We start from the raw sequence: 20,457 nt of genomic DNA, 5'->3' as shown, positions 1-20,457 counted from the left end.
CTCCCACAGGCCATACAGATTGGTTGTGCTCATCCGAAAATCGCCCTCCTGAGCCGAGAGGTAACGCCGTTGGTGTCGGGGGTCTCTTCCTCTGTGTTGGCTTCTTCCTCTGGCCGGAGTCCGACTGGATCCTCCCCGAACCATTCAATGAAGTTGTCGACGTGTTTGATCTCGATCTCACGACCGCTAGGCTCGGGCCGCATCCGTGTCGGGAGCGACCGACAGTACGACCGCACGTCGAACGACATTTCTTCGTTGAACGTTGCGACGAGATTCCCGTTGTACTCGCTGAATTCTAGCTGTCCCCGGTCATGTGCTCGGTGCCATTTCCCCTTCGCGGTATCGTGGTGTTCGTCTGCAGGCTTCCGCGGGAAGTACTCTGGAACTTCCCGATTTGCTGCCTCGTAGAGTGTGAGAAACGCTTGCCGAGCGTCGTATAGTGTGTCGTTCGATTCGCGAAGTTCGATGTCACGCTCCCCGAGTACGTAGGTGAACCACTCGAACACGGGGTTGTCCTGGTCGATGACTTCCCCGACCTCGTGACGTGATTTGAACGTACCTTCGAAAAACACGTCGAAGTGGAGGATCTTCGCTCGATTCCGGAACCACTTCTTTGGCCGCTTGTTGTTCGAGATGAAGGCGATTCCGGGGTACTGGATGTCGCCTGGCCAGTTCTTCCAGTAATTGCGAAGCGGCCCGTCGATCCGGTTGTCAATCTTGTTCTTCGTCACGTCGTCGACGACCAGCGGAAACGCAGAGTCGACCTTTCGTAGGCCACGGACCTGGCGAGTACCGATCTCGTCAGCATCGGCGGGTTCATCGACAACACTGTGGGAGATGAGTGAGAGTGCGAACTGGGCGAACGTCCCCTTGCCTGCGTTCGATTCGCCGTAGATGTATAGGAAAGGCAGTGCGTCGTCAAGTGTGAGATTCGCATCCCGGAACCGAGATGCGTACTTGTTAATGAACGGTGCCCAGAAGAACCAAAGGAGCGCCTCAAACATGTGTGCCTTAACAGCATTGTAGTCATTGGAGTCTCCATGCCGCTCGACCGTCTCGAAGTAAGCCTCGAGGTCAGCGAGTGCCGCGTCAATCCGGGACGGATCATCGGGGAGACCGTCAGCCATCAGTCCATGTCGCCTGGAAGGCCCTTCCATTAGCAGTCTGCCGTCGTCTTCCGCGAACCACATCTTCGGAATTCCGTACTCCTCTTGGAGGTACTCTGTGTAGGCCTGGGGAGTCGTCCTGATGACGTCGTCCTTGATCGTGGTGTTGTCGAAGTCTCGAAGCCCCTCAAACGCATTTGATCCGTTGTCGAATCCCCGTCGAGAGAGTGATATCCGCTCCTCAATGACTTCGTCTGCCTCCTCGTCATCGCTGACAAACGAGACTGTGCTGTCGGCCTCTTCCGGATCGTCCGTGAGCTTGTGGATATCGACGTCGACGTCGTCGAGCTCCTGAGTCACCTTCTTGTTGAGTTCAGTCACCTCCTCATGATCGCCCACGCGCCCATCGACCCATGCCGAGATGCGCTCTCGCTCGTCGTCCTTGGTCTCGATTTCCTCCAAATCCTCGATGAGGCCCGACATGAACTCGGTCGTGTAGTCCTCTTTCTGGGTCTCGTACGCCTCCCTGAATGCCTCGTCAAGGCCGGATGTCCCGTCAGTATGAAAGAGAACGACTGTGTTGGTTTGTTTCGTGTTCTCCCAGGCCTGTTTTGAGAGGTTTGCCGATCCCAGAATGAGCGTGTGACTGCCATCGTGCTTGGTGATCCGGTACAGCTTGGTGTGAAGGATTGACCGCGATGAATCGAGATTGTATATCCTGAGTCGATCATCCTCGATGAGTTTCTTCATCCGATACGCCTCATCGACGTGATTAGTGAGTTTATCGCGGTATTGCTCCGGTGTCCGGTCACCTACGACAACCTCGAGAGAGTCTATCTCGATGTTCTCGTCTCTTTCCAGAAGACGAAGGATGAGTTGGGGGGAGTCGCAGTACGTTATCGTCTGAACCTCTGCAGCGTCTTCGAACACGTCAGTAAACGACCCCCACGATCGGAGGACTCGAATCTCCGTCTCGACATCATCGTCGTCGAAAGCTGTCTGGAAGGTCCACGTATCAGTCATTTCTACCACCTCCGACAGACTGCGTGCTGTCACAGTCAGGCCGGGGTCGGTTGCACAGTGCAGTTTTGGGAAGGGTTTCGGGAATCATGGATTGGTGAGTGATTCTATTATCGGTCATACGTACGGAACTCCACGGATGAGCTCTCCGTTCAGGAGGAACCCCCTCCGTGCGTGGTCGGCACACCGGTCGGCGTAGTAGGTCGTCACTGGAAGTCGAGTACTCCGTTGCGCACTTCCAATGTGACTCTCACTCAGCCAGTACACCTGCTTCAGTAGCGTCGCCATTGGTGTGTCCCCAGATCGGCGAACGACACGAAGTGCCCGGGGAGTCCCCAGTCCGTCGCTCTCGTCGAACTCTGGGCGCCCGGTCGTCGTGAGGAATCCATAATCGCCGTGTTTAGCGACGAAAAGACGTCCCTTGTTGTCGATCTTGAAATCCCCGTCCTCGCGGACTGCGGCACGTGGAGCGCCACTCTTCCGGATGTCGAGGATGTCGATATCAATCTCAGTCTCCGCGAATGGTTCGAGTATTTTACCGACGTCTTCGAATAGCCTCCCGTCTCGGTGGATAACGATACTCTCCGGGGACCTCCCTTCCGCTCGAACGAACTCTCGGTGAATATCTTTGAGTACGTCGACGATAGCGTCCTCGTCGAATGTCTCGCCGGACTGTAGCGACTGCGTCTTTGACACGAATACCGTCCCGTCGGCGAGCACGACGTTCGCACTGGCACCCAGGAACTGTCCTGATGCTGGGTCCCGAGTTGCGTCCAATCCAACAAAGCAATCAACGTCCCCAGGCATCTCGCCGACGCGCCACGGGACACCACCAGCACCTGCGACGAGCCCGAGTGCCGTATTGTCTGTAACCCACTTGTTATCGAGGTTGGTCATCCGAACCATCTGCGTCGGAATACGCTGTTTTCCGAACGCTTTCTTGAACTCTGGATATGGATCGTCTATCGTACCTTCAGTGATCGAGTCGGCGTCAGGGGATGGAACGACGACCAACGCCACGTCCACATCGTCAATCGCAGCGGATGCTTCGTTGTACTCGATTGCCTTCCCCAGTTCGTATTCGCTGTAGGTTTTCTTGTCTGGAGGGCATTTGATGTCTCGCAATTTCCTTTCGAGTCGGCCACGGAGTGTCTCAAATTCGTCCGCAACGCATTCCGGAACGAGGTAATGAATATGGAAATTGGACGGAGGTTCGTAGACACCGTGGCGCTGGAGGCCTCTCCTTGGTACACCAGCTGTCCGCCCGTCCCCAAACTGGAGATTGTTGGATCGGCTGACTTCTGCCGACATGAACGAAAGGCTTGGGCCGGCTGGACTCGGATCTACCTGAGCGTCAACTTTTGGAAGTTCGCCGAGTTCCTGAACGAACGCGGTTGTCTTCTGGAATCGCTCATTGGGTAGCATCTTTGCTGACTGGTCCCATTCTCGGTGGAATTTTGGTGCGACGGCTTTGACTACCTCCTTCCGTGGGGCGACCCGGAGTAGGTGAGGAACGTGGACATCTGTCTCGTCATCATCTGGATCATAGTTTATCTCGACGAGCTGTGGATCCACGTCGCGAAGTTCGTCAGCAAGATTCTCTGAGATACGGCCCTTCTGTTCGTACCAGTCGGCGAGCGATTGGTTGCCGAGCTCTGGAAGCGGATCGGTGAAGTGTGCGTCGGCGAATCCCTTCAGTGTTCCACTCCCCGGGGTATCATAGGTGTCTGGATCGTGTTCGACAGGTGTATCGACGAAATCTTCGATGTCGGCATCCACCTGATCCACGTACTCGTTAACAGTTATCTGGCTCCGAGTGTGGTACCGCACTTCGACTCCGACGAACGCATCGCCCGACGGGAACAGTTCGATGCGCGCCTCATACGCGAGACATGCTTCGAAGAGAGAATCTGAACCGACAATAACGGGATCTCGTTCCAGAATTCGGTTGATCTTCTGTGCTTCGTAGGTGTCTTCGTCAACAGCTCTCTTGAGTGCGTGCTTGAGCAACCGTTCGATCTGATTGTTCTCCCTTCGCTCAGCGGCTCGAAGCGCCGTCTGCTGTTCCTCAGCGAGTACGAAGGGGTCTGGTAATTCAACACTCATACGACCTGTTGAGACGATGTTTAAAGCTCCCGCATGGGTTACGAGCGAGTCAGTACACTTTCGAAGGTACGCCGCTAAGTCGTACGTGGCGTCCATCGGCGAGTCGTCGAAGGTTCCCTCCGCTTGTATCTGGTACTCGTAGACTGACAACTCAGCGAAATCGCTGTCTATGGGATATAGCGATAGATATGGGAGACCGTCCTCAACGGCTTCGAACAACTGTTTGTTTTGAGCTATCTCTTTGGGGGGATCGATTGGGGTGGCCCGCAGTCTCGAGGAGCCATTCAAGCTTTTCTCTCCTTGGAACACGTTCCCCCCCGCGTTTTCGAGTTTGTACCACTGCTCCAACTCCCAGTCGAAATCACTCAGTGCGTTATTTTTCCAAATCGTGAGCGGGAATTTGTTTCCAGCAGTGTCAACGACCTCGAATCGCTGTGCCATCTTTTTAGATGGACGATCCAATTCCGCCATAACCTGCACCCGCATGTCGATTCGCTCCTTGTCCTCAATGTCGGGCTGGGTTACCATCTACCTCAACAGTCAACACCCAGTGGCAAAAGTTTAACGACTAGACGCATTACAAACACAGTAATGTTGACAAAGGCGTATTTGGAGAGTAAGATATTCTCGACAAGGGATACTCGAAACTTGGTTCACTCTGCTTATGCGGTTCTTCAAGTTCGACTCCAGAACCGTCTGCCGCTGCTGACCTCTCGTTTCATACTGTTTTGTCCGTAGTGTCGATCGGCACGAGCACCGATACACTATGTAGAGACCCAACCTCCACACAAACTATTTTAATAGATAGGGACATCGAAATGTGGGAAGACTTTTGCCCGGCGGGTATAAATACGGCGTATATGCCGAATGTGGAGTCAGGGAAAGATTACATCGCTGACATAGAGCAACATAACGAATGGTGGAACGAGGGCCCTTCTATCGAACTTGAGGAGGTTATTAAGCGGTCACCTCGGTCGGATTTTCATAGGATTCTACGCGACATTAATGAGTATGATAAAGAAGGGGTGGAGTCGCTCATCTACCCGATATTCGGACAGACAGGTATTGGAAAGACGACGATGCTTAAACAGTTCGTTGCGGCACTAATCGACACGGTCGATTTCCCAGAGAGCGGTCGAGAATATGATCTCCTCTCTTCGGCCAATCCCCGACAGGTGCTCTATCTTCCTCTTGAAGACTCGCTGTACCATCTGGAATCCCCAGAGGATCAAGCACAAGAACTGACCCAAGTAGTGGAATACTTCCGTTCGCACGTTGCGCCTCGTCGCGGTCGAAAGTACATTTTCCTCGATGACGTGAACGTACTTGATCTCGGAGACCGCAGACCCAGCGTGCTCCGGGACTTAGTCGACGAAGAGACCTACTTAATTCTCTCCGGAGTTGTAGAGGATCAGGTTGATCTCACTAGGGAGGATAATGGAGACCAAATCGACGAGATTCATTATAATCTTCCCGTCCTTCCTATGAAGTTCGCTGACACTATTGGCTATCCTGAAGACGAGGGCGGGCTTCAGGTAGAATTTGAGGCAGATTTCCCCGAGCAGCTCCGCTCTTACCGTTCTAAAGGACTCTCTGGATCATCTCCGATCAAGCAAATCCGACTCGATCTTGACCTAACTGGCGCTGATCTCAAGGGTGCAGTACAGACCCTTGAGGAACTCTATTTCGAGTATATCGACCCGGACAAGCGAGACGGTCTACATGACGCTGCTCGCGACTATCTTCGGAAGGGGGGAATTCTCCATCAAGCGAAGAATGCGTCGGTCCGAAACGACCTTGTTCGGTCACAGTTCCTGCTGTTCCTCTACAAGGAACTAGCGAAGTATGGTTCGGTGCAGCATCCTGAGAACCTCCACCGACTTTGTTCGTTTGCGGCCAGTCATGCTGGTGAAGAAGTTCAGTATACCGACATCAGTGACAGGATTGGCGTCGACCGACGGACGGTTGACCAGTATCTCAACCTCCTTGATAAGGAGGGAATTGTCGTAACGGAGTCCCAGGACTTCTCACTTCGTCGGCATCGTCGCACACGCCTCTATCCCCGTAATCCCCGACACGCGGTACTCCTCTCACAACGACAGGAGCACTATGGTTTCGAAAAGTATGAGCAACAGAATATACTCAATCACGAGTTTGAGTACAAACTCGCTCGAATGGTTGCGTTTGACCATGCTAAGAGGCTTGCATTCCAAGTTGGTGCTTACGATGTAGAGTATTGTGAGACAGATTCTGGGCTTGTCGATTACATTCTTCACCACGATGGACTCGTCGTACCATTCGTGCTCTCGTACCAACCCTACAACGACGCGGCAACCCAGATCGCTGCCGAATTTGATCCTAGTGTCGGTCAACACTCAAAATCTGACAGCGAGGAATTACGAGACTTAGACTACGAAGCGCCCTATCGGTTCGTTATCACGGATAACCTCTCGTCGGAGCCAGTTGCTGAGGGCTCTCTCGTTACCGAGCGAAACGGCGTTTCGATCTGCTACCTCCCGTACTGGCTCTTTTTACTCATCTGCTGACGCTCTCTGACGAAGCGATCACGTTGTCCTGTTTTGCCCCGATGGACAGCAGATACAGACGTTTTTACGGAAAGGCTCCGTCAAACTGATCTGAAAATGGACGCTGCCAGGTAATATGGAATCCCTCAGGTGGTTTGTATGGATATACCGAAACCCCCAACCAGCATGTTGACGACCTCTATAGGGCGGTTCACGTGGAATCGGTAGTTCGTGGAGCCATTGGCTCTCCGTGTTAACCAACGCCAGCCAATCATACGGCCTATCCGCGCTTCTACATAAAAGTACAAAACTTAAGCAACTCACCAGCCAGAAAATCAGAACTGTTGGTTAATCGGCAGATCTCCGGATGTGACACCTATCAATCTTCTACACCGATATCGGCCGTTGCCTACGAAGATCCCTGTCGGGAGATCGCCGTGTCCAACTGTTCCCAGACCATCTCGAACGCCGGCGGATCACCGGTCAGGTCCGGCAGCGTGGTCTCCCACTGGTGGCGGATCGTTTCTTGTTGTTCGTCCGGGAGTCCGTCGTTCAGATCAACAGTGAGCCCATCGTGTTTGCACTTCGCGTCGAAGGCGGGTCTGACGTCGGCAAAGTTGATCGCGACCGAATCGGTTTCGAGCAGCTGATAGAGATCATAGTAGTCACGGGCGGCCCCGCGCTGGTAGATCGCCCGGAGCTTTTCGGCGAAGATCTCCTCGACGCTGTACGCCTGGAGATCGAATTCGGGCACGTCTTCGTACGCGTGCGTGTGCTGAACAGGGTCGAAGGCGACGTGCTCGTCGACCATCACGTCGATGCTGGTCGTGTTGGGGTGGTTAAGGACGGCGCGGTACTGAATGCTGATGTCGACGTAGTGGGTCGGGTAGTGGTCCTGCTGGGATTCGTGGTGCTCGCGAATCTCGAATTCGATGCCAGAGCGGTCGGCAATCGTATCGAGGACCGTTCGGAGCTCTTGTTTGGACCCCTGGTACTCCCCTTCGACGCCAAAATAGAGGTCCTCCGAGAATCGCCACGATTGCGGGAAATACAGCTTGGACAGCGCGGTCCCGCCTTTGAACAGGTGGTTGTCGCCGTAGCTGCTCGTGAAGATGCCCCAGAGGAGCCACGAATTGACGTAGTTCTTTTCGGCGTACCCTTGCCGAACGCCCAGTTCGCGAGCGAGAATCCGGAGCCGGTCCTGACTGATCATCGCGATCAGGACTCCGTCGGCTCCAGCATGGCTGGCTCCACGTTGATTCGGAGGCGATACGTACTGTCGGTCGATCCGGTGTCGGGTCGCGTCGGGTCCAGCAACGAGTAGCCACTCGTGAACGACGCGACGAGTTCCTCGCGGGCGGGGAGGTCGATGCCGAGCTGGTCGGCGAGGTAGACGATCCGCTTGGTCGCCGCGCCGTTGTCGAGGCGCTCGAGGTACTCGCCGACAGTGAGCCAGTCGCAACCCTGTTCGTCGGCAGTACGCATCGCGGTCGCAAGTTCCCGAAGGCCTCCACAGAACTCGGGGTGGTCCGCACAGTCGACCAGTGTCTTCTCAAGGTCGCTGACCTGAACGGTCGTGCCCTCGATGGATGTCGGCTCAAAGCCGAAGAACTTCCGCTCGGTGACTGTCGTGACGCGGTACGGGACACCGTGGATCTCTCGGCTTTGCGCTCGGGTCGGCGTGACGACGTACACCGTCCGGGGAACCTGTTCGGTCAGCCCGTGGTGGCTGAGGGCGCTGTAGTAACCGATGTACATTGGTTCGGCGACGTGGGCGGCGATGAGGTACTCGTGGGTGGTGTACACGGCTTCCTCGCCGGCTGTGAGTGGAACGATGAGATATGTGCCCGGGAAGAGCCGATCGAGCCAGCCCTTCTCGGTGAGCCGGGAGGCGATCTCGCGGGCGGTGTTTGGGGGGACCTCCAGCGTCGTCTCGATGTCGTCGACGGAGATGATCTGGTGACCCGCGCCAGCGAGTCGTGCGAGGAGTCGACTTTCTCGAGTCGAGAGACCCTGGCGTATATTTTGAGATTGTTTTATGGTACTCATACCTGCGTTTCTTACATAGAGTATAAACACGGGCCTGCTTTAGCCTTGCGACTACCGCGGACGGCGGAGACGAGCAGACTTAACCAACGAAATTGGGGGAGTAGAACCGAGTGTTGGTTAAGAATTCAGACGCCGTCTTCGAGCACGTCGATGAGCTCTTCTGCTGTGGAACTGATCCGGTCGAGACGGTCGCGAACGATCTCGGGATCGTCCGACTCCCACGCGGCTAGGTAGAACGCCGACCCACTGGTATCCAGACCCCAGTACCGCCCGACGACGTACGCGACGGCTTCGGCCTCGACTTCGCGTTTCGACCGCTCGGTGTGGTCGTCGACGTCGAAGTGGAGCAGGGCGTGGGCGTACTCGTGGATCAGGGTCCGCGCGAGGTCGGCCTCGTTCGCCCGATCACGCACCTCGACACGCGGTTGCATATCGACGAGACTCAGCTGCTCGCAGATGCCTTTCGCCTCGCCGTGGGTCCAGTCTTCGTCGGGAACGATCCGCACCGTCACGCCGAGTTCATCAGCGGCGGCAGTCAACTGTTCGACGAGGTCGCCGGCGTCCCCGGTTGCTTCCGTGTCGAGATCAGGAAGCGGTTCGCCTTCGGTCTGAGAGACGTCGAACACCGGCGCCGGCTTGAATCCGACCAGCCCCTTCGACCACTCTTCAGGCGGCGTCTCGTCATACTCACAGTCGCTGTTCTTGTGGTAACTCGGCGAGTTCTCACACTCCGGACACTGCTTTGCGATAATCGGCGCCCAGATCCAGATGGCCGACTCGCCCTCCTCAACGTGGCGGTCGAATTCCTCTTGCCATGTCCGGTAGCCCGCTACCTGGGTTGCCTGGGGACACTGGCGCTTGATGAGAAGCGTGTTCCGATACGAATAATCGTGGAACCGACTCTGGACGTCAAGCCACTCCTGGAACTCTGCGCTGGCCTGCGCGTCGTCGACGCCGGCGACGAGGTCGTCGATCCACTGTTCGATAGTGCTGTTCATCTCGTCTGATCGCGTGTCGGTCTGCTCGAAGGAGACCGACGAATTACTGGTCGTAGCCATTGTGTTCACCGAATCAAGATCACGGCGACTGCGTCTGTTCAGACCGCGCCGCACCCCTCGGGGGCGCAGAAAAATACCGCTTCACGAAAATAATTTAAACACGGATAGATGGCAGGGTGTGGTATTAAAAACCGCGCACACGTCAGATAAGCCAAAATGGGTCTCTTGAGTACACTCCGTAGGGCCGTCGAAGAGGAAACCTCGATCCTCTGGGAGTGTCGAAACTGTGGCGAGACACTCTCAGAAGGCGCCGAAGAGTGTCCAGGCTGCGGTGTTGAGGATGTCGCTTACTACGAGTTCTGATCAGCGAAGCGTTTCCTTTTCATCAGTGAAACCGACCCTGACAATGTACTCGAGGGACTCGCCGAACCGCTCGACGTAACTGGGCGCGTCGGTCGCAAGGTGATGCGCCCATTCGATGGCCCACTGGAAAGTGGGATCCGTTCCGCTCTTACCGTGAATGTACCACCAGCGCGCCGCTTTTAGCACGATCAGTGGATTCGACAGCGGCTGCTTACCGCTGAGTCGTCGTCCGCGGTTTCGACTTTGGTCGTGTGAAGTCTCTACTCACCGTTGATCTCGTTAACCGGGGGACGCAGCAGTCCAGAAACATCGGTGACAGTAAATCTACCGAAAAGTCAGGACGAGAGTCTCGGAGTCGTCTGAGAGATCATCTTTCTCTCTTGATGATGAGACGCCTTTGGCGTCCCAGTCTACTTAATTCCGAAACAGTTTATTTGGTATCATAGTCTCGATATTGGCCAGACAGCCGACTGACTGATTCTCCCGGGTTGTTGTGCAGGAGAAGATTATTTTCGTTCCACTGGAGGAGTTGTTCGTGGATTGTTTCTAATGCGGTGTCTGCGAGATTCGTTTGATCCCGCATCTGAAGGAGTCGTGGCAGCCCAGCGATATACACGCAGAGGCCATCGTCGGCATTTCGCTGGAAAACTTCAACGATTCGATCGCGAGTATCTCCAACATCGTGCATTAGAAGCTGAGCAAGTGTGACCTTCCGAAAACATACTGGTTTGCTACCGGAGCTGATGAGTTCTGCTGCCCACGCATCCACGAGATCTCGCACATCTATCTCAACGTCATCGTCCACGATCGCGACCTCACCTGCGCTCTCGAAGGAAATCGCGTTCTTTGACTTTTCTAACCACTGGTCATTGTAGAAATCGGAACGGTAGATCTCCCGATTCCTGATGACATCCCGGACGATATCGACGCTAAGTGATTGCAGCCCCTCTTGACCTGTCTGTGCGTTGACCGCGGCCTCGATGAACACATCCTCGACATCAGCACCAGTGAACCCCTCCGTCTCCTCGGCGAGTTCTGTAAGCAAACTGGATCCTATCGGCTGCTTGGCTAGTCCTTGAAGTGGTGTCGTGAGATGCTCGGGATTCTGTCGCCGAATCTGTTCGATGTAGTGATGGATGATCGCTTTACGTTGAGGTTTGTCTGGACGCGGGAACGAGATCGGTTCGTTACCGAGCCGTCCCGGACGGAGGAGTGCAGGATCCAGTACTTTGGAGAGATTCGTAGAGGCAATAACTTTCGGCGCCTCATTGGTCTTCGCGTCGACCCCATCGAGCAGAACTAAGAGTTGAGCAACGAGTTGTGCACTATGTTCCTGTGAGGCTTCGCTGCGACTGCGTGCGATCGCGTCGATCTCGTCGATATAGAGAACGTTCGTGTCTGCGTTTCGGGCTTCCTCGAATTTCTTCCGTAGTAATCTCTCGGACTCACCGACCCATTTACTGAGGATCTCGGGTCCGGATATCGTGACTGGCATCCCGTTAAACTCCTCTTGGCAGGTCTCGATAACGAGTTCCGTTTTACCAGTCCCAGGTGGTCCCTCCAAAAGTATCCCTGTCCGGTCTGACAGTCCCCATTCAGCATTCGACATCCGGAGGAACTGTCGTAGCTCTCGCTTTTGCGAGTCGAGACCAGCGACCCGTCCAGCAGAGGCTGAGCGAACTCCATTATGGGTCTTAAGCGACTTGATCTCCTCTGCCGTGAGCGTGATTGGTTCCGTCACTCGATTGCGGAACGCCTCGATATCGAGTGGTAGTTCGAGAATAAGACGTGTCCGGAACTCAGCTTCTTCCTCATCAGCCTGAGCGAACTCGTACTGGATCCAGTGTGTTTGTCTCAACTCGTCTGCGTCGTCAGTTATCAGATGATAGTGGTCGGTCGGGTTCCGACTATTGTCTCGGAGCGTGAATGTGTAGGTTGTGTCGTCACCAAGCTGATCTGGTGCCAGCCATCCACGTTCATCCTGTAACGATAGTCGAATCTCTTCGAGGGTATTGTCGAGTTGTGTATGCAGCCAAGCACCGAACGTTTTGTCAGTCATTAGTCGTAGAGTGCATCGATAAGCGGTTCTGCACGTCGCAGTCCGATACATCTCCCGCTCTCCAAAACGGGAATACAGAGCTCGACGGTAGACTCGTCAAACTGTGTTGCTTCAGTCGTCACGAGGTCGAGAACTAGTTGTGCCTGCTTTTTCCCGCGATAGAGAATGCGTGGCGGGATGATCAGATAGATCGAACTAACTGAGTCCATCTGGCCGCGATATTTTTCGATCGATTCGATCATTTTTCGATATTGGAATGCCCCCTCCGAAAATCCGGTCTCAAACTCGAAAGCAGCTGGAAGACCGACCTCGATCGATTCGCCTTCTTCACCGAGCAAGAACTTCCTCAGTGCCTCGTCGGTATGGTCTAATGTCGTGTCGAGATAGATATCTGCAACTGGGGATTCTTGGTCATTCAGTTCATGTTCACTCTTCAGAGCATCTTTTTCGAGGAGTGTTTCCCGGACGAACGTGTTGAACGGGATTTCGGGATCAGTTTTCTGCCACAGTGCCAAAGCTAATCCTTCGATGAGCAATCCTTTCCAATTGTAGTGCTGGTCACTTTCTTCGCCCGCAGCCTGCCGTTCTGTGAGTATAACTTGTGTCCAGCGGCCGCTCCGCAAGAGCCGCTGAAAAGCACTATCTGCCTGTGCGATTGACTCCCAGGATTCCGGTCTCCCATCGAATGCATAATAATGCGAGATTCGGTCATCGAATGCATCCATTTCAGTAACGTATGGTGTCGCAATCGAGACTGGTGCCGATTGTAGTTTCTCAAGAATTCCTGTCGGTACCTCATCGCCGGGGAGTGTTGCAGCGGTGAGATGCTCGACAAGGTTCTGGCTGAAGTCACCGAAGCGGATTGAGTTCTCCCACCGTTGTGGGACGTTGATGAGAAAATATCCGAGCCCGCCGCTATAGAGATCCTTCACTTGGTTAACAAGGTCCGGAACGATGTCGACCCCGGCATACTCGATTGCCGGCCGATCGTTCGTCTGTGACGGCGACCACTCGTCTCCCGAGACGTCTAGTGTGACGATCGACCCTGATACCTCGGGTATCCGGAGTTCGTTCGCGACGAATTCTGCGTGTTTAACAGATGGTTCCCCACCACGTAGCTCCGAATATGCGTCTCGGAGAGATCGCTGCAGAAACTCGAACGAAGGAACGCTTTCTGTTTCGCGATGGACGATACAGACGGGTCGATCATTACTATAGGGCATCCCACCCCCCCAGCGAAAGACCGGATCAGAATCCTCCAGTTCATCCAGTAGTTGTTGATTGCCAGCTACTGGAGTGAGTTGTGAAGACTGCGGCTGTGACTCATGGTCAACTCGCTCGCGCAGCCGCGTTACGGTAATCTCTTGCTCACTAACAGTTTGGCCTCTGTTCGTCTGTTGCGCCTGCTTTTGTGGGGACGACGAGGACTGTTCTGTTGTTGTTTCTGTTCGCCGCCGGACTGAAACCCGGTACGGAACAAGCTTGGAATCCGGCAGTTCGAGGGTGGATTTTGGAGTCCGTGATTTCGAGATCGAGTGTGAAATCCGCTCCAGCGAGATCTTGTCGGTTGATAGGTCATTTGACCTTTCTAGTTCCGAGATAGGGCGTGGACTGGTCGGGATTTGCACCTGTTCATTAGTGTTGCTGATCTCAATTTGTTCGATGGCAAGCGTAATCTCACCGTCAGGGCGGTCCATCTCCGTTTCTCCTTCTCCACCAGAGTCAGACGCAGTATTCGTCCCTGTGACATGAGAGTGTCGCTCGCTGGTGTCTTCGTCTTCAGGGACATTTTGTCGACTGTTTTTCTTGTCAGTCATTATCTGCTGGATGGCCATGTTCTGAGAGCAATTGCAGAATCTGACTTCGGACATATCGGTCACTCCCGTACCTACTTTGGTGGGTGAAGACTGGTTGGTTTTTGTCGAGACGAATCGGCATTCGGAATGCGTAGCTAGCAAACCGAAATTGCTCTCCTTCATCGAGGTCCGACTGATTCTTCACCGCCTGCAGCCATCGTTGTTCCTCAGGCAGTCGTCGCTCAATATTCTCTGCCCAAGACCGATAGAAGAGATACTGAAGTGCCGTCAGATCATCCTTGTCACTCGAAATATCGATTGACAGGTCGAAGGGGGCGTCGGTCTCAAGCAACTGAATGAGATTCTCATAGTACGTTTCATTGAAAATTCGCTCGTCTTCTTCGTCGGACGTGATGAGTTTGAGTGTCTCCAATCGCTGTCGTTCCTCATCGTCTAATTCCTTTTTAGCGTGTCGTTGCTTTACTCCAACGTTTACACGTAATAACGCCGTGAGCGATGGGTCTGCGGGTGGACAAAGACTGATTACCTGCTGAACCCATTCTTCTGCAGAACTCGTCGTTGCGACACTCGCCTCCGGTAGCTCGAAGAACTGATCTGGGATATTGTAGTCACTCGGATCGATATCATAGTCTTTCGCGAGGGCAGCGGGATCAGCCTCCAAGACTTGGTTGAGTTCGCCCTCCAGGCTGACGAGAGCATCGAGTGTCTTTCGAAATGTTGTCGCACCGGTCAGTTCAATCGACTCGACGTAGGTCGATTCACGAGGATATTCTTCAAATTCACCCAACGTACTACTTTCCAGCGTGAGTCGTGATAGCTGTTCACTGTTGACTGTCCACTCGAATTCCGACAACCACCATGGTAGTCGATCCTCGTCGCCTTCTATCGAACCGACGAGCGCCCCATGTGCGTCCTGGAGCTCCTCATAGGTCCGTTCTGTACCCGCAATCCCAAGTTTTTGTTCGAGATCCTCGACTACTTCCCGCTGGAATTGGTCGCCAGATGGGAGTGCATTGAGTTTGACGACGAGTCTCTCGAGATATCCGTCGTCAAGCCACTCGAATATCGGGCGTCCCGGCCCTTCCAATGACATAATCGTGTCAATACAGACGAGATTTTTATAGGTTAACATTGAATCACGATATTCCTCCACGAGTAGATGTTAGCATGACTGCGTTCGTCGAGTTCTCCATCTCGAGAACGACTCGGGTGGGGTGTTTACTGGTCGGTCCCACTCTCGAGAACGGCAACGATATCGGAGAGATCGAAGAGACGGAGGTCCTCACGTTCGTCTGCTGCTTCCTCGACGGAGCGTTTGAACCCAGAGCGGCTGAACAAGGCGAATTCATACGTCGGCTCATCGCCTCCAGGTGGTGTCCAGTCGATATAGGGGACGTCGTCTTCGAGACCCGCGAGCCCGTCATAGCCGAGGGGAGTGTTGGTGAATTTCGCTTCGCCAGCGATCAGCGTTGACTCGTCAGTTGTTGCGACAACATCTACCTCCGGCCCTTGTACCACCACTGCCTTGGCACCTGCGTGAGTTGGTAGTCTGCATAGAGATCTGGCACAACCTGGTGACAGAGCGATTCGAACGTTTCGCTTACGAAGTCAGGCAATTCCGGTTTGATGAGATCCGCGTAGGCGTTCTCGCCGTAGAGTTCGTACTGTCCCTCGCGGCCGTAGAGATAGCGGAAGTAAAACCGGAATACGGGATCACGAATCTGGTACCGGGTCCGCTTGCTGCGCGCCGGGTCGGCGAGTGCTGGATGGTGTTTCTTGATGATCTGGAGCGTTTCCAGCCGGTCGAAGTAGTACGACGTGTTGGTGTTCTCGATGCCGGCTCCTTTGGTGATCTCGTTTATACGCTCCGGAATTAGGAATAGAACTATAATAGTTTGAACTATTATATTCTGGTTCCTAACACGCGGATCAGTGATAAAGAGCAGGCGCACAAAAACCCGGGCTGTCGGTTAGCGGAGTTCGTGAGGTTCGTCAGCGAAGCCGACTGTGACGAGGTACTCAAGGAACTCGTCGGACCGCTCGTATTCACTGGGTTTGTCTATTGCAAGGTGACGCGCCCACTCGATGGCCCACTGGAAGGCGGGATCTGTCCCGCCCTTACCGTGAATGTACCACCAGCGCGCCGCTTTCAGCACGACCAGCGGATTCGTTGGCGGCTGCTCATCGGCGAGACTACGGGTGATGGACTCGATTTCGTCGGGGACGTCGGCGGGATCGATCTCTGCTGATTGTGTGGTGTCGATATCGACCGGGATGTCGTCGATTGAGGCGGTGTCGTCACTCTGTTGTTGACTCATTGGAAGTCACCTCTGAACGAGGACTCTTAATGGAGCCCTCACCCTCTTTGGGGCAAAAAAAACTCCGACTGCATCTAGTTAACCAACAATAGGAAATCGTTCGCTGATTGTTGGTTAAAGGAGCTGCTTACTTCTCTTCCTCGCGCAGCTCTTCAGCTTTCCACTTGAGATGGCGCAGAATCTGTGTTCGGTTCTGGTGGGTGTTCTCGTAGGCAACACACTCCCGAAGTGTCTCCATATCGGAAATCGTCGCGATCCCGGCCTTGATCAGGCGCGTGTTCGGTGCTTCCAGACGCTTCTTGGGCGGGAACTCGTCGTCACTTCTGTCGCTAATCGTAGACTGCTCCATCTCTGTAGCCTCCACCTCTCGAGGGCGAGAAAGACAGAACAGACGACTCATCACCGTCGCCCTCGCTGTTGTGCCCACATGCTGTGAAACGTCTGTATCACGAAAATCGCAAGTGATCGCTGTAGACACCGTTAGAGCTCCGACTGCCGGTGTAGGGGCTTCTCACAGAAGGTTCGCTCAGTGGAGTCGGATTGTGTCCCCGTCGCGTTCGAGGATCTGTTTGCCCACCAGTCGATCAATCGCATCGTCAATGGCGTCTTTTTGATCGCCGGAAAACGCTCGCACATTCGAGAGAACTCGCTCTCGGATCGCTTCGACGTTGTTGATGCCATCGTCGACAGCTCCTAACACAGTATATTCAACTTCAAACACTGTCGCGAACTCCTCGATATGGGACGTAAACGTGGCGGGCAGCCCTGATAGGGAGTTCACCGTAATCTCGATTGCGAACAGCGGGTGTGAGCGGTCACGAATCTGTCGTGCTTCGGTCGTGCCGGTGTTGAACGGTCGCTGTTGGTCGATCTCGGTCAGAATCACCTCATAGTCCAGGCCACGCTGGGCGTACATCCGCATATCCTCAATGTCGCGTCGCCGGCCACTCGCTAGATCACCGCCAGAAACTGCTTTCAGCAGGAACATATCCTCATCCGAGAGGATGAATGCGGTTACGCAACGCCCGGTCCAGAACTCTTCGGCTCGGTCATGCATCCGATCGGTGATCCACACTTTCCCGACAACTTGCCGTTCGAAGAGATCGACCTGGATGCCGCGCTCGTTGTCATGTAACTCGACAGTTCTCCCGACGCCCTCGAACGACTCGGTTGGCTCGTCGACGACCGTGAATCCCTGCGCTGTGAGCGTCTGGTAGACGTGCTCAAATTCAGATACCACACCCAGCGCTAGGTCGATATCCTCGGTCTGATCTTTCAACCCCTGAACCGTCATCGCAGAGCCTCCGAGGAGATACACCGTCACGGACTCCGAGAGCCAACTGTCGAACTCGTCGAGAAACGCTTTGATCGCCTCGCTACCCCTGAAGATCGTCATGAGACTCCGTATTGCTCTTTGAGTGCCGTGAATTCTGCTTCACTCGGGAGCACGACAGGGGAGTCATCCGACGCATTGAAATCCCCTCGGAGTGGCCGGTACAGTGCGCCCACCGTGGATTCCAGATTGTACCACGTTGCCGTCTCTATCAGCGTTTCCTGATCGATATCCAGCTGCTCTATCAAGAGCATCGCATAGCTGACGCGGCGGGAGCCGCTATCGAGGACGAGCGTGTGGCACACCACGTCGGTCGGCGTGAGTTCCTCGTCTGGCGCATACCAGAACGCGGGTTCCCCTGCGAGGAAGAACTGCAGTCCGTACGCTTCAAATCGACCGAGTCCGGTAGGTTGCCAGTCGGGTGCGGTCTGTAATGCGTCCGTATCCTCGGCTGTCTGGACACGGACGAGCGCCCGTTTCGGGTCGCACCACTCGACGGTCGCACTCGGAGCAACCGCTCGGACTCGCGACCGGTGTTCGTGACGCACGACAGCACGGGCGAACGCCAGCAGGGGGGAGAGGCCATCGGTCAACGCGTACTCCGGACCCGAAGGGGACAGCATCGCTCGATGCTTGAGTGGAGATAGCGCCTTGTGAACGCCTTGCCGAGTGACTCCGAGTCGCTCCGCGATCTCGGATACTCGGCGGGGCTCGTCAAGATACCAGCACACTCGGAGGAGGGCCGGCGAAAGGAGATCTGCCCACTCGACGTGGCCGAGTTCTGATCGGAGACTCCGATACGCTTCAACGACCGGATGGTCCGTAACTGAGACGCGGCGCAGGTTATTGGGCCCACGGACTTCGACGAGGAGGCCTGCTTCCAGCAACTCATCGAGGACATCGTAGAGGTGTGCCTGCGAATACTCGGTTTCTGTCGCGAGCTCCGCTGTCGTCGCCTCACGGCCGGTGCTCAATACGTCAATGACGGCGAGTCCGACCTTGGTGAGCATCTGTGTATACTCTAAACCCCGTAGCTATAAATAGGTTTCTGGATTTAGGTTGACAGTGCCGTTATTCGGCAACGAGGTTTGTGAGTGCGTTCTCCAGCGGCCCGTGGAACTGCCAACTCACACGCTCGAAGACCAACAGAATGTCGTTGTCTGGGACCTTCTCTTCGAACCTGCCGTTGTCGCGATCCGTATCTGTGGACATACTCGGGACTACTGGAACCACTACCTTTGTCGTTGCGCACGTGAATTTGCCACAGGATCCGGGGAAGCCGTTCAGTGATCCTCCTCGACAGGTCGAAATTCGAACTCGCGGCTGTTTGCCGGTGCGTCACTCGGGACTTCGTTGTGGTTAAGAAGGTAATCGGGCCACGCCTCGTATGCGAGCCCGACCAGTAGCGGCTCAACTTCTGCAAGATACGCTGGATAGCCGTACGGCCCTGGATACGTTTCCGGGTCCCACGCGCGGATCCATAGGTACGTCTGTTGTTTGAGATGGCGCGTCCCCTCTTTGAAGAGTTCGCTCGCCCAACTGAGTTTCTTCGATTCCTCGCCGAAGACAGTCTCCGAGAGTTCACCTACGTGCCAGTAACTTCCGTCGCCCCAACGAGCGAAACTCCGTGTCCCACTCCGATCTTTCGCTATCTCCTCGAAGTTTGCACTTAGTTCGTTCTTTTTTCCGTAGGCCTCACCTTTTCCGATATATCGTGGTATAACCTCCGTCGGGGACGGGTTCTCAGAAGCGAGTTGGAACAGGACGTAGGGCAATCCACTTTCTCCATCTTTCACGCCGTTCGTGTGGACACATTGTTTTCCCTCCTGCCGGATCCGTTCGTCAATGGCATCACTTCGCTTGAGTACTGTCGAGGAGCCAAGCGTCTTCGTCTCAACAACGAGGTCTTCGTCAGTCTCAAAAAGCGGTATCGGATCTGACTCTTCGCGGTCGGTGATGTCTCGACAAATGGTTTTTTCTACCCACTCGTACCACAGTTCGGTCTTACTCTGTGCGGTCGACTTCTCAACGGGGTGCTCAGCGAGACGCGCTGCTTCCTCGTTCAACGAATTGTGGTCCTTATCAACCCATTCTGGACCCACTTGCGCCATCTCGTGAGAAACGCGATTTGGTACAAAGTCGCGGTTGGCGAAGACGCGGTCGAACCGGGGAAGCGAGTGAACGAGCCCGACCAGCTTCCCCTCGAGTTCGTGTCGGTACGTCGGATATCCGTACGGACCTGCCTCCAGATCGTCGACGTTGACTACCCACGCGTAGAGTTGTGACGCCGATTTTTCATAGACGGTCGCGATGTGGTCGTACTTCCCGTAGCTGCCCCACGACCCATCGTCTTTCCACTCCGAAATGGGGAGGGCGTCTCGGAGCTTTTTGAAGTGGTCCATCAGTCGACTCGCGACATTGCTCGTTTCGCCGATGTACACCGGAATCACGTCGGAGGGTCCGTCTGCGGGTTCATCAAGGAGGTACAACAGATACAGATAGTCACCACGCCCCCGACCCAGCCGATACGCATCGTACTCGTCGGTCATCGATAGTTCCGAACTGCTTGCATCTACTATTGACACTGGATCAGGGGACGCATCCGACTGGATATCTGGGAGAACTGTCCTCCGCACCCACTCATCCCAGATTTCCTCTTTCGATTGTCTATCCGACATTGTCGAGAGGAGACAACAGACGATGATAAAGTTGAGTGTGATTATTCAGAGAAACACTCGATTACCAGTGGTTTCTTGAAGGATT

General features: G+C 54.7%; 15 protein-coding genes and 2 pseudogenes. 1 reads left to right on the top strand and 16 read right to left on the bottom strand.

The genetic code is table 11. From position 1 onward, the window contains the following. Positions 1–29: 29 nt before the first annotated feature. Positions 30–2,129, bottom strand: coding sequence for a phospholipase D-like domain-containing protein (locus AArcSt11_RS15120; RefSeq protein ID WP_250598309.1), 2,100 nt, complete (start codon positions 2,127–2,129; stop codon positions 30–32). A 114-nt stretch (positions 2,130–2,243) separates the two neighbouring features. Continuing rightward, on the bottom strand, positions 2,244–4,760 hold the full coding sequence (locus AArcSt11_RS15115; protein ID WP_250598308.1) for a Piwi domain-containing protein: 2,517 nt from the start codon (positions 4,758–4,760) through the stop codon (positions 2,244–2,246). A gap of 332 nt (positions 4,761–5,092) precedes the next feature. Here AArcSt11_RS15115 and AArcSt11_RS15110 point away from each other — a divergent pair, with 332 nt between their 5' ends. Further along, a complete protein-coding gene (locus AArcSt11_RS15110; protein WP_250598307.1) occupies positions 5,093–6,778 on the top strand; it encodes a DUF8612 domain-containing protein in 1,686 nt (561 codons plus the stop codon). 388 nt (positions 6,779–7,166) lie between these two features. On the opposite strand, the gene AArcSt11_RS15105 is transcribed toward AArcSt11_RS15110, so the two are convergent. From AArcSt11_RS15105 to AArcSt11_RS15040, 14 genes and pseudogenes are all read right to left on the bottom strand, one after another. Next, positions 7,167–7,970 carry a nucleotidyl transferase AbiEii/AbiGii toxin family protein gene (locus AArcSt11_RS15105; protein WP_250598306.1) on the bottom strand — a complete coding sequence of 268 codons (804 nt, stop codon included), beginning with the start codon at positions 7,968–7,970 and terminating at the stop codon, positions 7,167–7,169. 5 nt (positions 7,971–7,975) lie between these two features. Continuing rightward, positions 7,976–8,806 carry a type IV toxin-antitoxin system AbiEi family antitoxin domain-containing protein gene (locus AArcSt11_RS15100; protein WP_250598305.1) on the bottom strand — a complete coding sequence of 277 codons (831 nt, stop codon included), beginning with the start codon at positions 8,804–8,806 and terminating at the stop codon, positions 7,976–7,978. Positions 8,807–8,931: 125 nt separating this feature from the next. After that, a complete protein-coding gene (locus tag AArcSt11_RS15095; protein ID WP_250598303.1) occupies positions 8,932–9,864 on the bottom strand; it encodes an ImmA/IrrE family metallo-endopeptidase in 933 nt (310 codons plus the stop codon). A 303-nt stretch (positions 9,865–10,167) separates the two neighbouring features. Beyond that, positions 10,168–10,389: pseudogene (locus tag AArcSt11_RS17145) on the bottom strand (DUF8013 domain-containing protein); the annotation flags it as partial. Between the two features lie 208 nt (positions 10,390–10,597). Continuing rightward, positions 10,598–11,776 (bottom strand): AAA family ATPase, encoded by a 1,179-nt coding sequence (locus AArcSt11_RS15090; protein WP_250598301.1) that lies wholly within the window; start codon positions 11,774–11,776, stop codon positions 10,598–10,600. Positions 11,777–12,225: 449 nt separating this feature from the next. Beyond that, the gene (locus AArcSt11_RS15085) at positions 12,226–14,097 is read right to left on the bottom strand and encodes a hypothetical protein (protein ID WP_250598299.1); all 1,872 of its coding nucleotides are present in this window, start codon (positions 14,095–14,097) and stop codon (positions 12,226–12,228) included. Then, a complete protein-coding gene (locus AArcSt11_RS15080; protein ID WP_250598298.1) occupies positions 14,036–15,136 on the bottom strand; it encodes a hypothetical protein in 1,101 nt (366 codons plus the stop codon). Before AArcSt11_RS15080 ends, AArcSt11_RS15085 begins: the two co-directional genes overlap by 62 nt. A 125-nt stretch (positions 15,137–15,261) precedes the next feature. Further along, a pseudogene (locus tag AArcSt11_RS17140) lies at positions 15,262–15,902 on the bottom strand (DUF234 domain-containing protein); the annotation flags it as partial. Between the two features lie 111 nt (positions 15,903–16,013). Further along, positions 16,014–16,361: a DUF8013 domain-containing protein gene (locus AArcSt11_RS15065; RefSeq protein WP_250598293.1), complete on the bottom strand. Its 348-nt coding sequence runs from the start codon at positions 16,359–16,361 to the stop codon at positions 16,014–16,016. Between the two features lie 127 nt (positions 16,362–16,488). After that, complete coding sequence (locus AArcSt11_RS15060; protein WP_250598291.1) at positions 16,489–16,710, bottom strand: DUF8129 domain-containing protein; 222 nt, start codon at positions 16,708–16,710, stop codon at positions 16,489–16,491. Between the two features lie 177 nt (positions 16,711–16,887). Next, the gene (locus AArcSt11_RS15055) at positions 16,888–17,757 is read right to left on the bottom strand and encodes a hypothetical protein (RefSeq protein WP_250598289.1); all 870 of its coding nucleotides are present in this window, start codon (positions 17,755–17,757) and stop codon (positions 16,888–16,890) included. Next, positions 17,754–18,704: an ArsR family transcriptional regulator gene (locus tag AArcSt11_RS15050; protein WP_250598288.1), complete on the bottom strand. Its 951-nt coding sequence runs from the start codon at positions 18,702–18,704 to the stop codon at positions 17,754–17,756. The genes AArcSt11_RS15055 and AArcSt11_RS15050 overlap by 4 nt, the downstream gene beginning before the upstream one ends. A 61-nt stretch (positions 18,705–18,765) precedes the next feature. After that, entirely contained in the window at positions 18,766–18,906 is a 141-nt protein-coding gene (locus AArcSt11_RS15045) for a hypothetical protein (protein WP_250598287.1), read from the bottom strand. Positions 18,907–18,977: 71 nt separating this feature from the next. Next, positions 18,978–20,372, bottom strand: a complete 1,395-nt coding sequence (locus tag AArcSt11_RS15040; protein WP_250598285.1) for a GIY-YIG nuclease family protein — start codon at positions 20,370–20,372, stop codon at positions 18,978–18,980. Between the last annotated feature and the right edge of the window lie 85 nt (positions 20,373–20,457).

This window comes from Natranaeroarchaeum aerophilus (assembly GCF_023638055.1).
Taxonomy (GTDB): Archaea; Halobacteriota; Halobacteria; order Halobacteriales; family Natronoarchaeaceae; genus Natranaeroarchaeum; species Natranaeroarchaeum aerophilum.
Note: the sequence above shows the minus strand (reverse complement) of the source record. Positions and strands in the feature narration are given on the sequence as shown.

Bases quoted from the DNA above. Each gene is read 5' to 3' on its own strand.
- AArcSt11_RS15045 (WP_250598287.1), bottom strand. From the start codon at position 18,906: ATGTCCACAGATACGGATCGCGACAACGGCAGGTTCGAAGAGAAGGTC.
- AArcSt11_RS15090 (WP_250598301.1), bottom strand. From the start codon at position 11,776: ATGTCGAATGCTGAATGGGGACTGTCAGACCGGACAGGGATACTTTTG.
- AArcSt11_RS15055 (WP_250598289.1), bottom strand. From the start codon at position 17,757: ATGACGATCTTCAGGGGTAGCGAGGCGATCAAAGCGTTTCTCGACGAG.
- AArcSt11_RS15040 (WP_250598285.1), bottom strand. From the start codon at position 20,372: ATGTCGGATAGACAATCGAAAGAGGAAATCTGGGATGAGTGGGTGCGG.
- AArcSt11_RS15080 (WP_250598298.1), bottom strand. From the start codon at position 15,136: ATGTCATTGGAAGGGCCGGGACGCCCGATATTCGAGTGGCTTGACGAC.
- AArcSt11_RS15065 (WP_250598293.1), bottom strand. From the start codon at position 16,361: ATGAGTCAACAACAGAGTGACGACACCGCCTCAATCGACGACATCCCG.
- AArcSt11_RS15110 (WP_250598307.1), top strand. From the start codon at position 5,093: ATGCCGAATGTGGAGTCAGGGAAAGATTACATCGCTGACATAGAGCAA.
- AArcSt11_RS15095 (WP_250598303.1), bottom strand. From the start codon at position 9,864: ATGGCTACGACCAGTAATTCGTCGGTCTCCTTCGAGCAGACCGACACG.
- AArcSt11_RS15050 (WP_250598288.1), bottom strand. From the start codon at position 18,704: ATGCTCACCAAGGTCGGACTCGCCGTCATTGACGTATTGAGCACCGGC.
- AArcSt11_RS15100 (WP_250598305.1), bottom strand. From the start codon at position 8,806: ATGAGTACCATAAAACAATCTCAAAATATACGCCAGGGTCTCTCGACT.
- AArcSt11_RS15105 (WP_250598306.1), bottom strand. From the start codon at position 7,970: ATGATCAGTCAGGACCGGCTCCGGATTCTCGCTCGCGAACTGGGCGTT.
- AArcSt11_RS15060 (WP_250598291.1), bottom strand. From the start codon at position 16,710: ATGGAGCAGTCTACGATTAGCGACAGAAGTGACGACGAGTTCCCGCCC.
- AArcSt11_RS15115 (WP_250598308.1), bottom strand. From the start codon at position 4,760: ATGGTAACCCAGCCCGACATTGAGGACAAGGAGCGAATCGACATGCGG.
- AArcSt11_RS15120 (WP_250598309.1), bottom strand. From the start codon at position 2,129: ATGACTGATACGTGGACCTTCCAGACAGCTTTCGACGACGATGATGTC.
- AArcSt11_RS15085 (WP_250598299.1), bottom strand. From the start codon at position 14,097: ATGTCCGAAGTCAGATTCTGCAATTGCTCTCAGAACATGGCCATCCAG.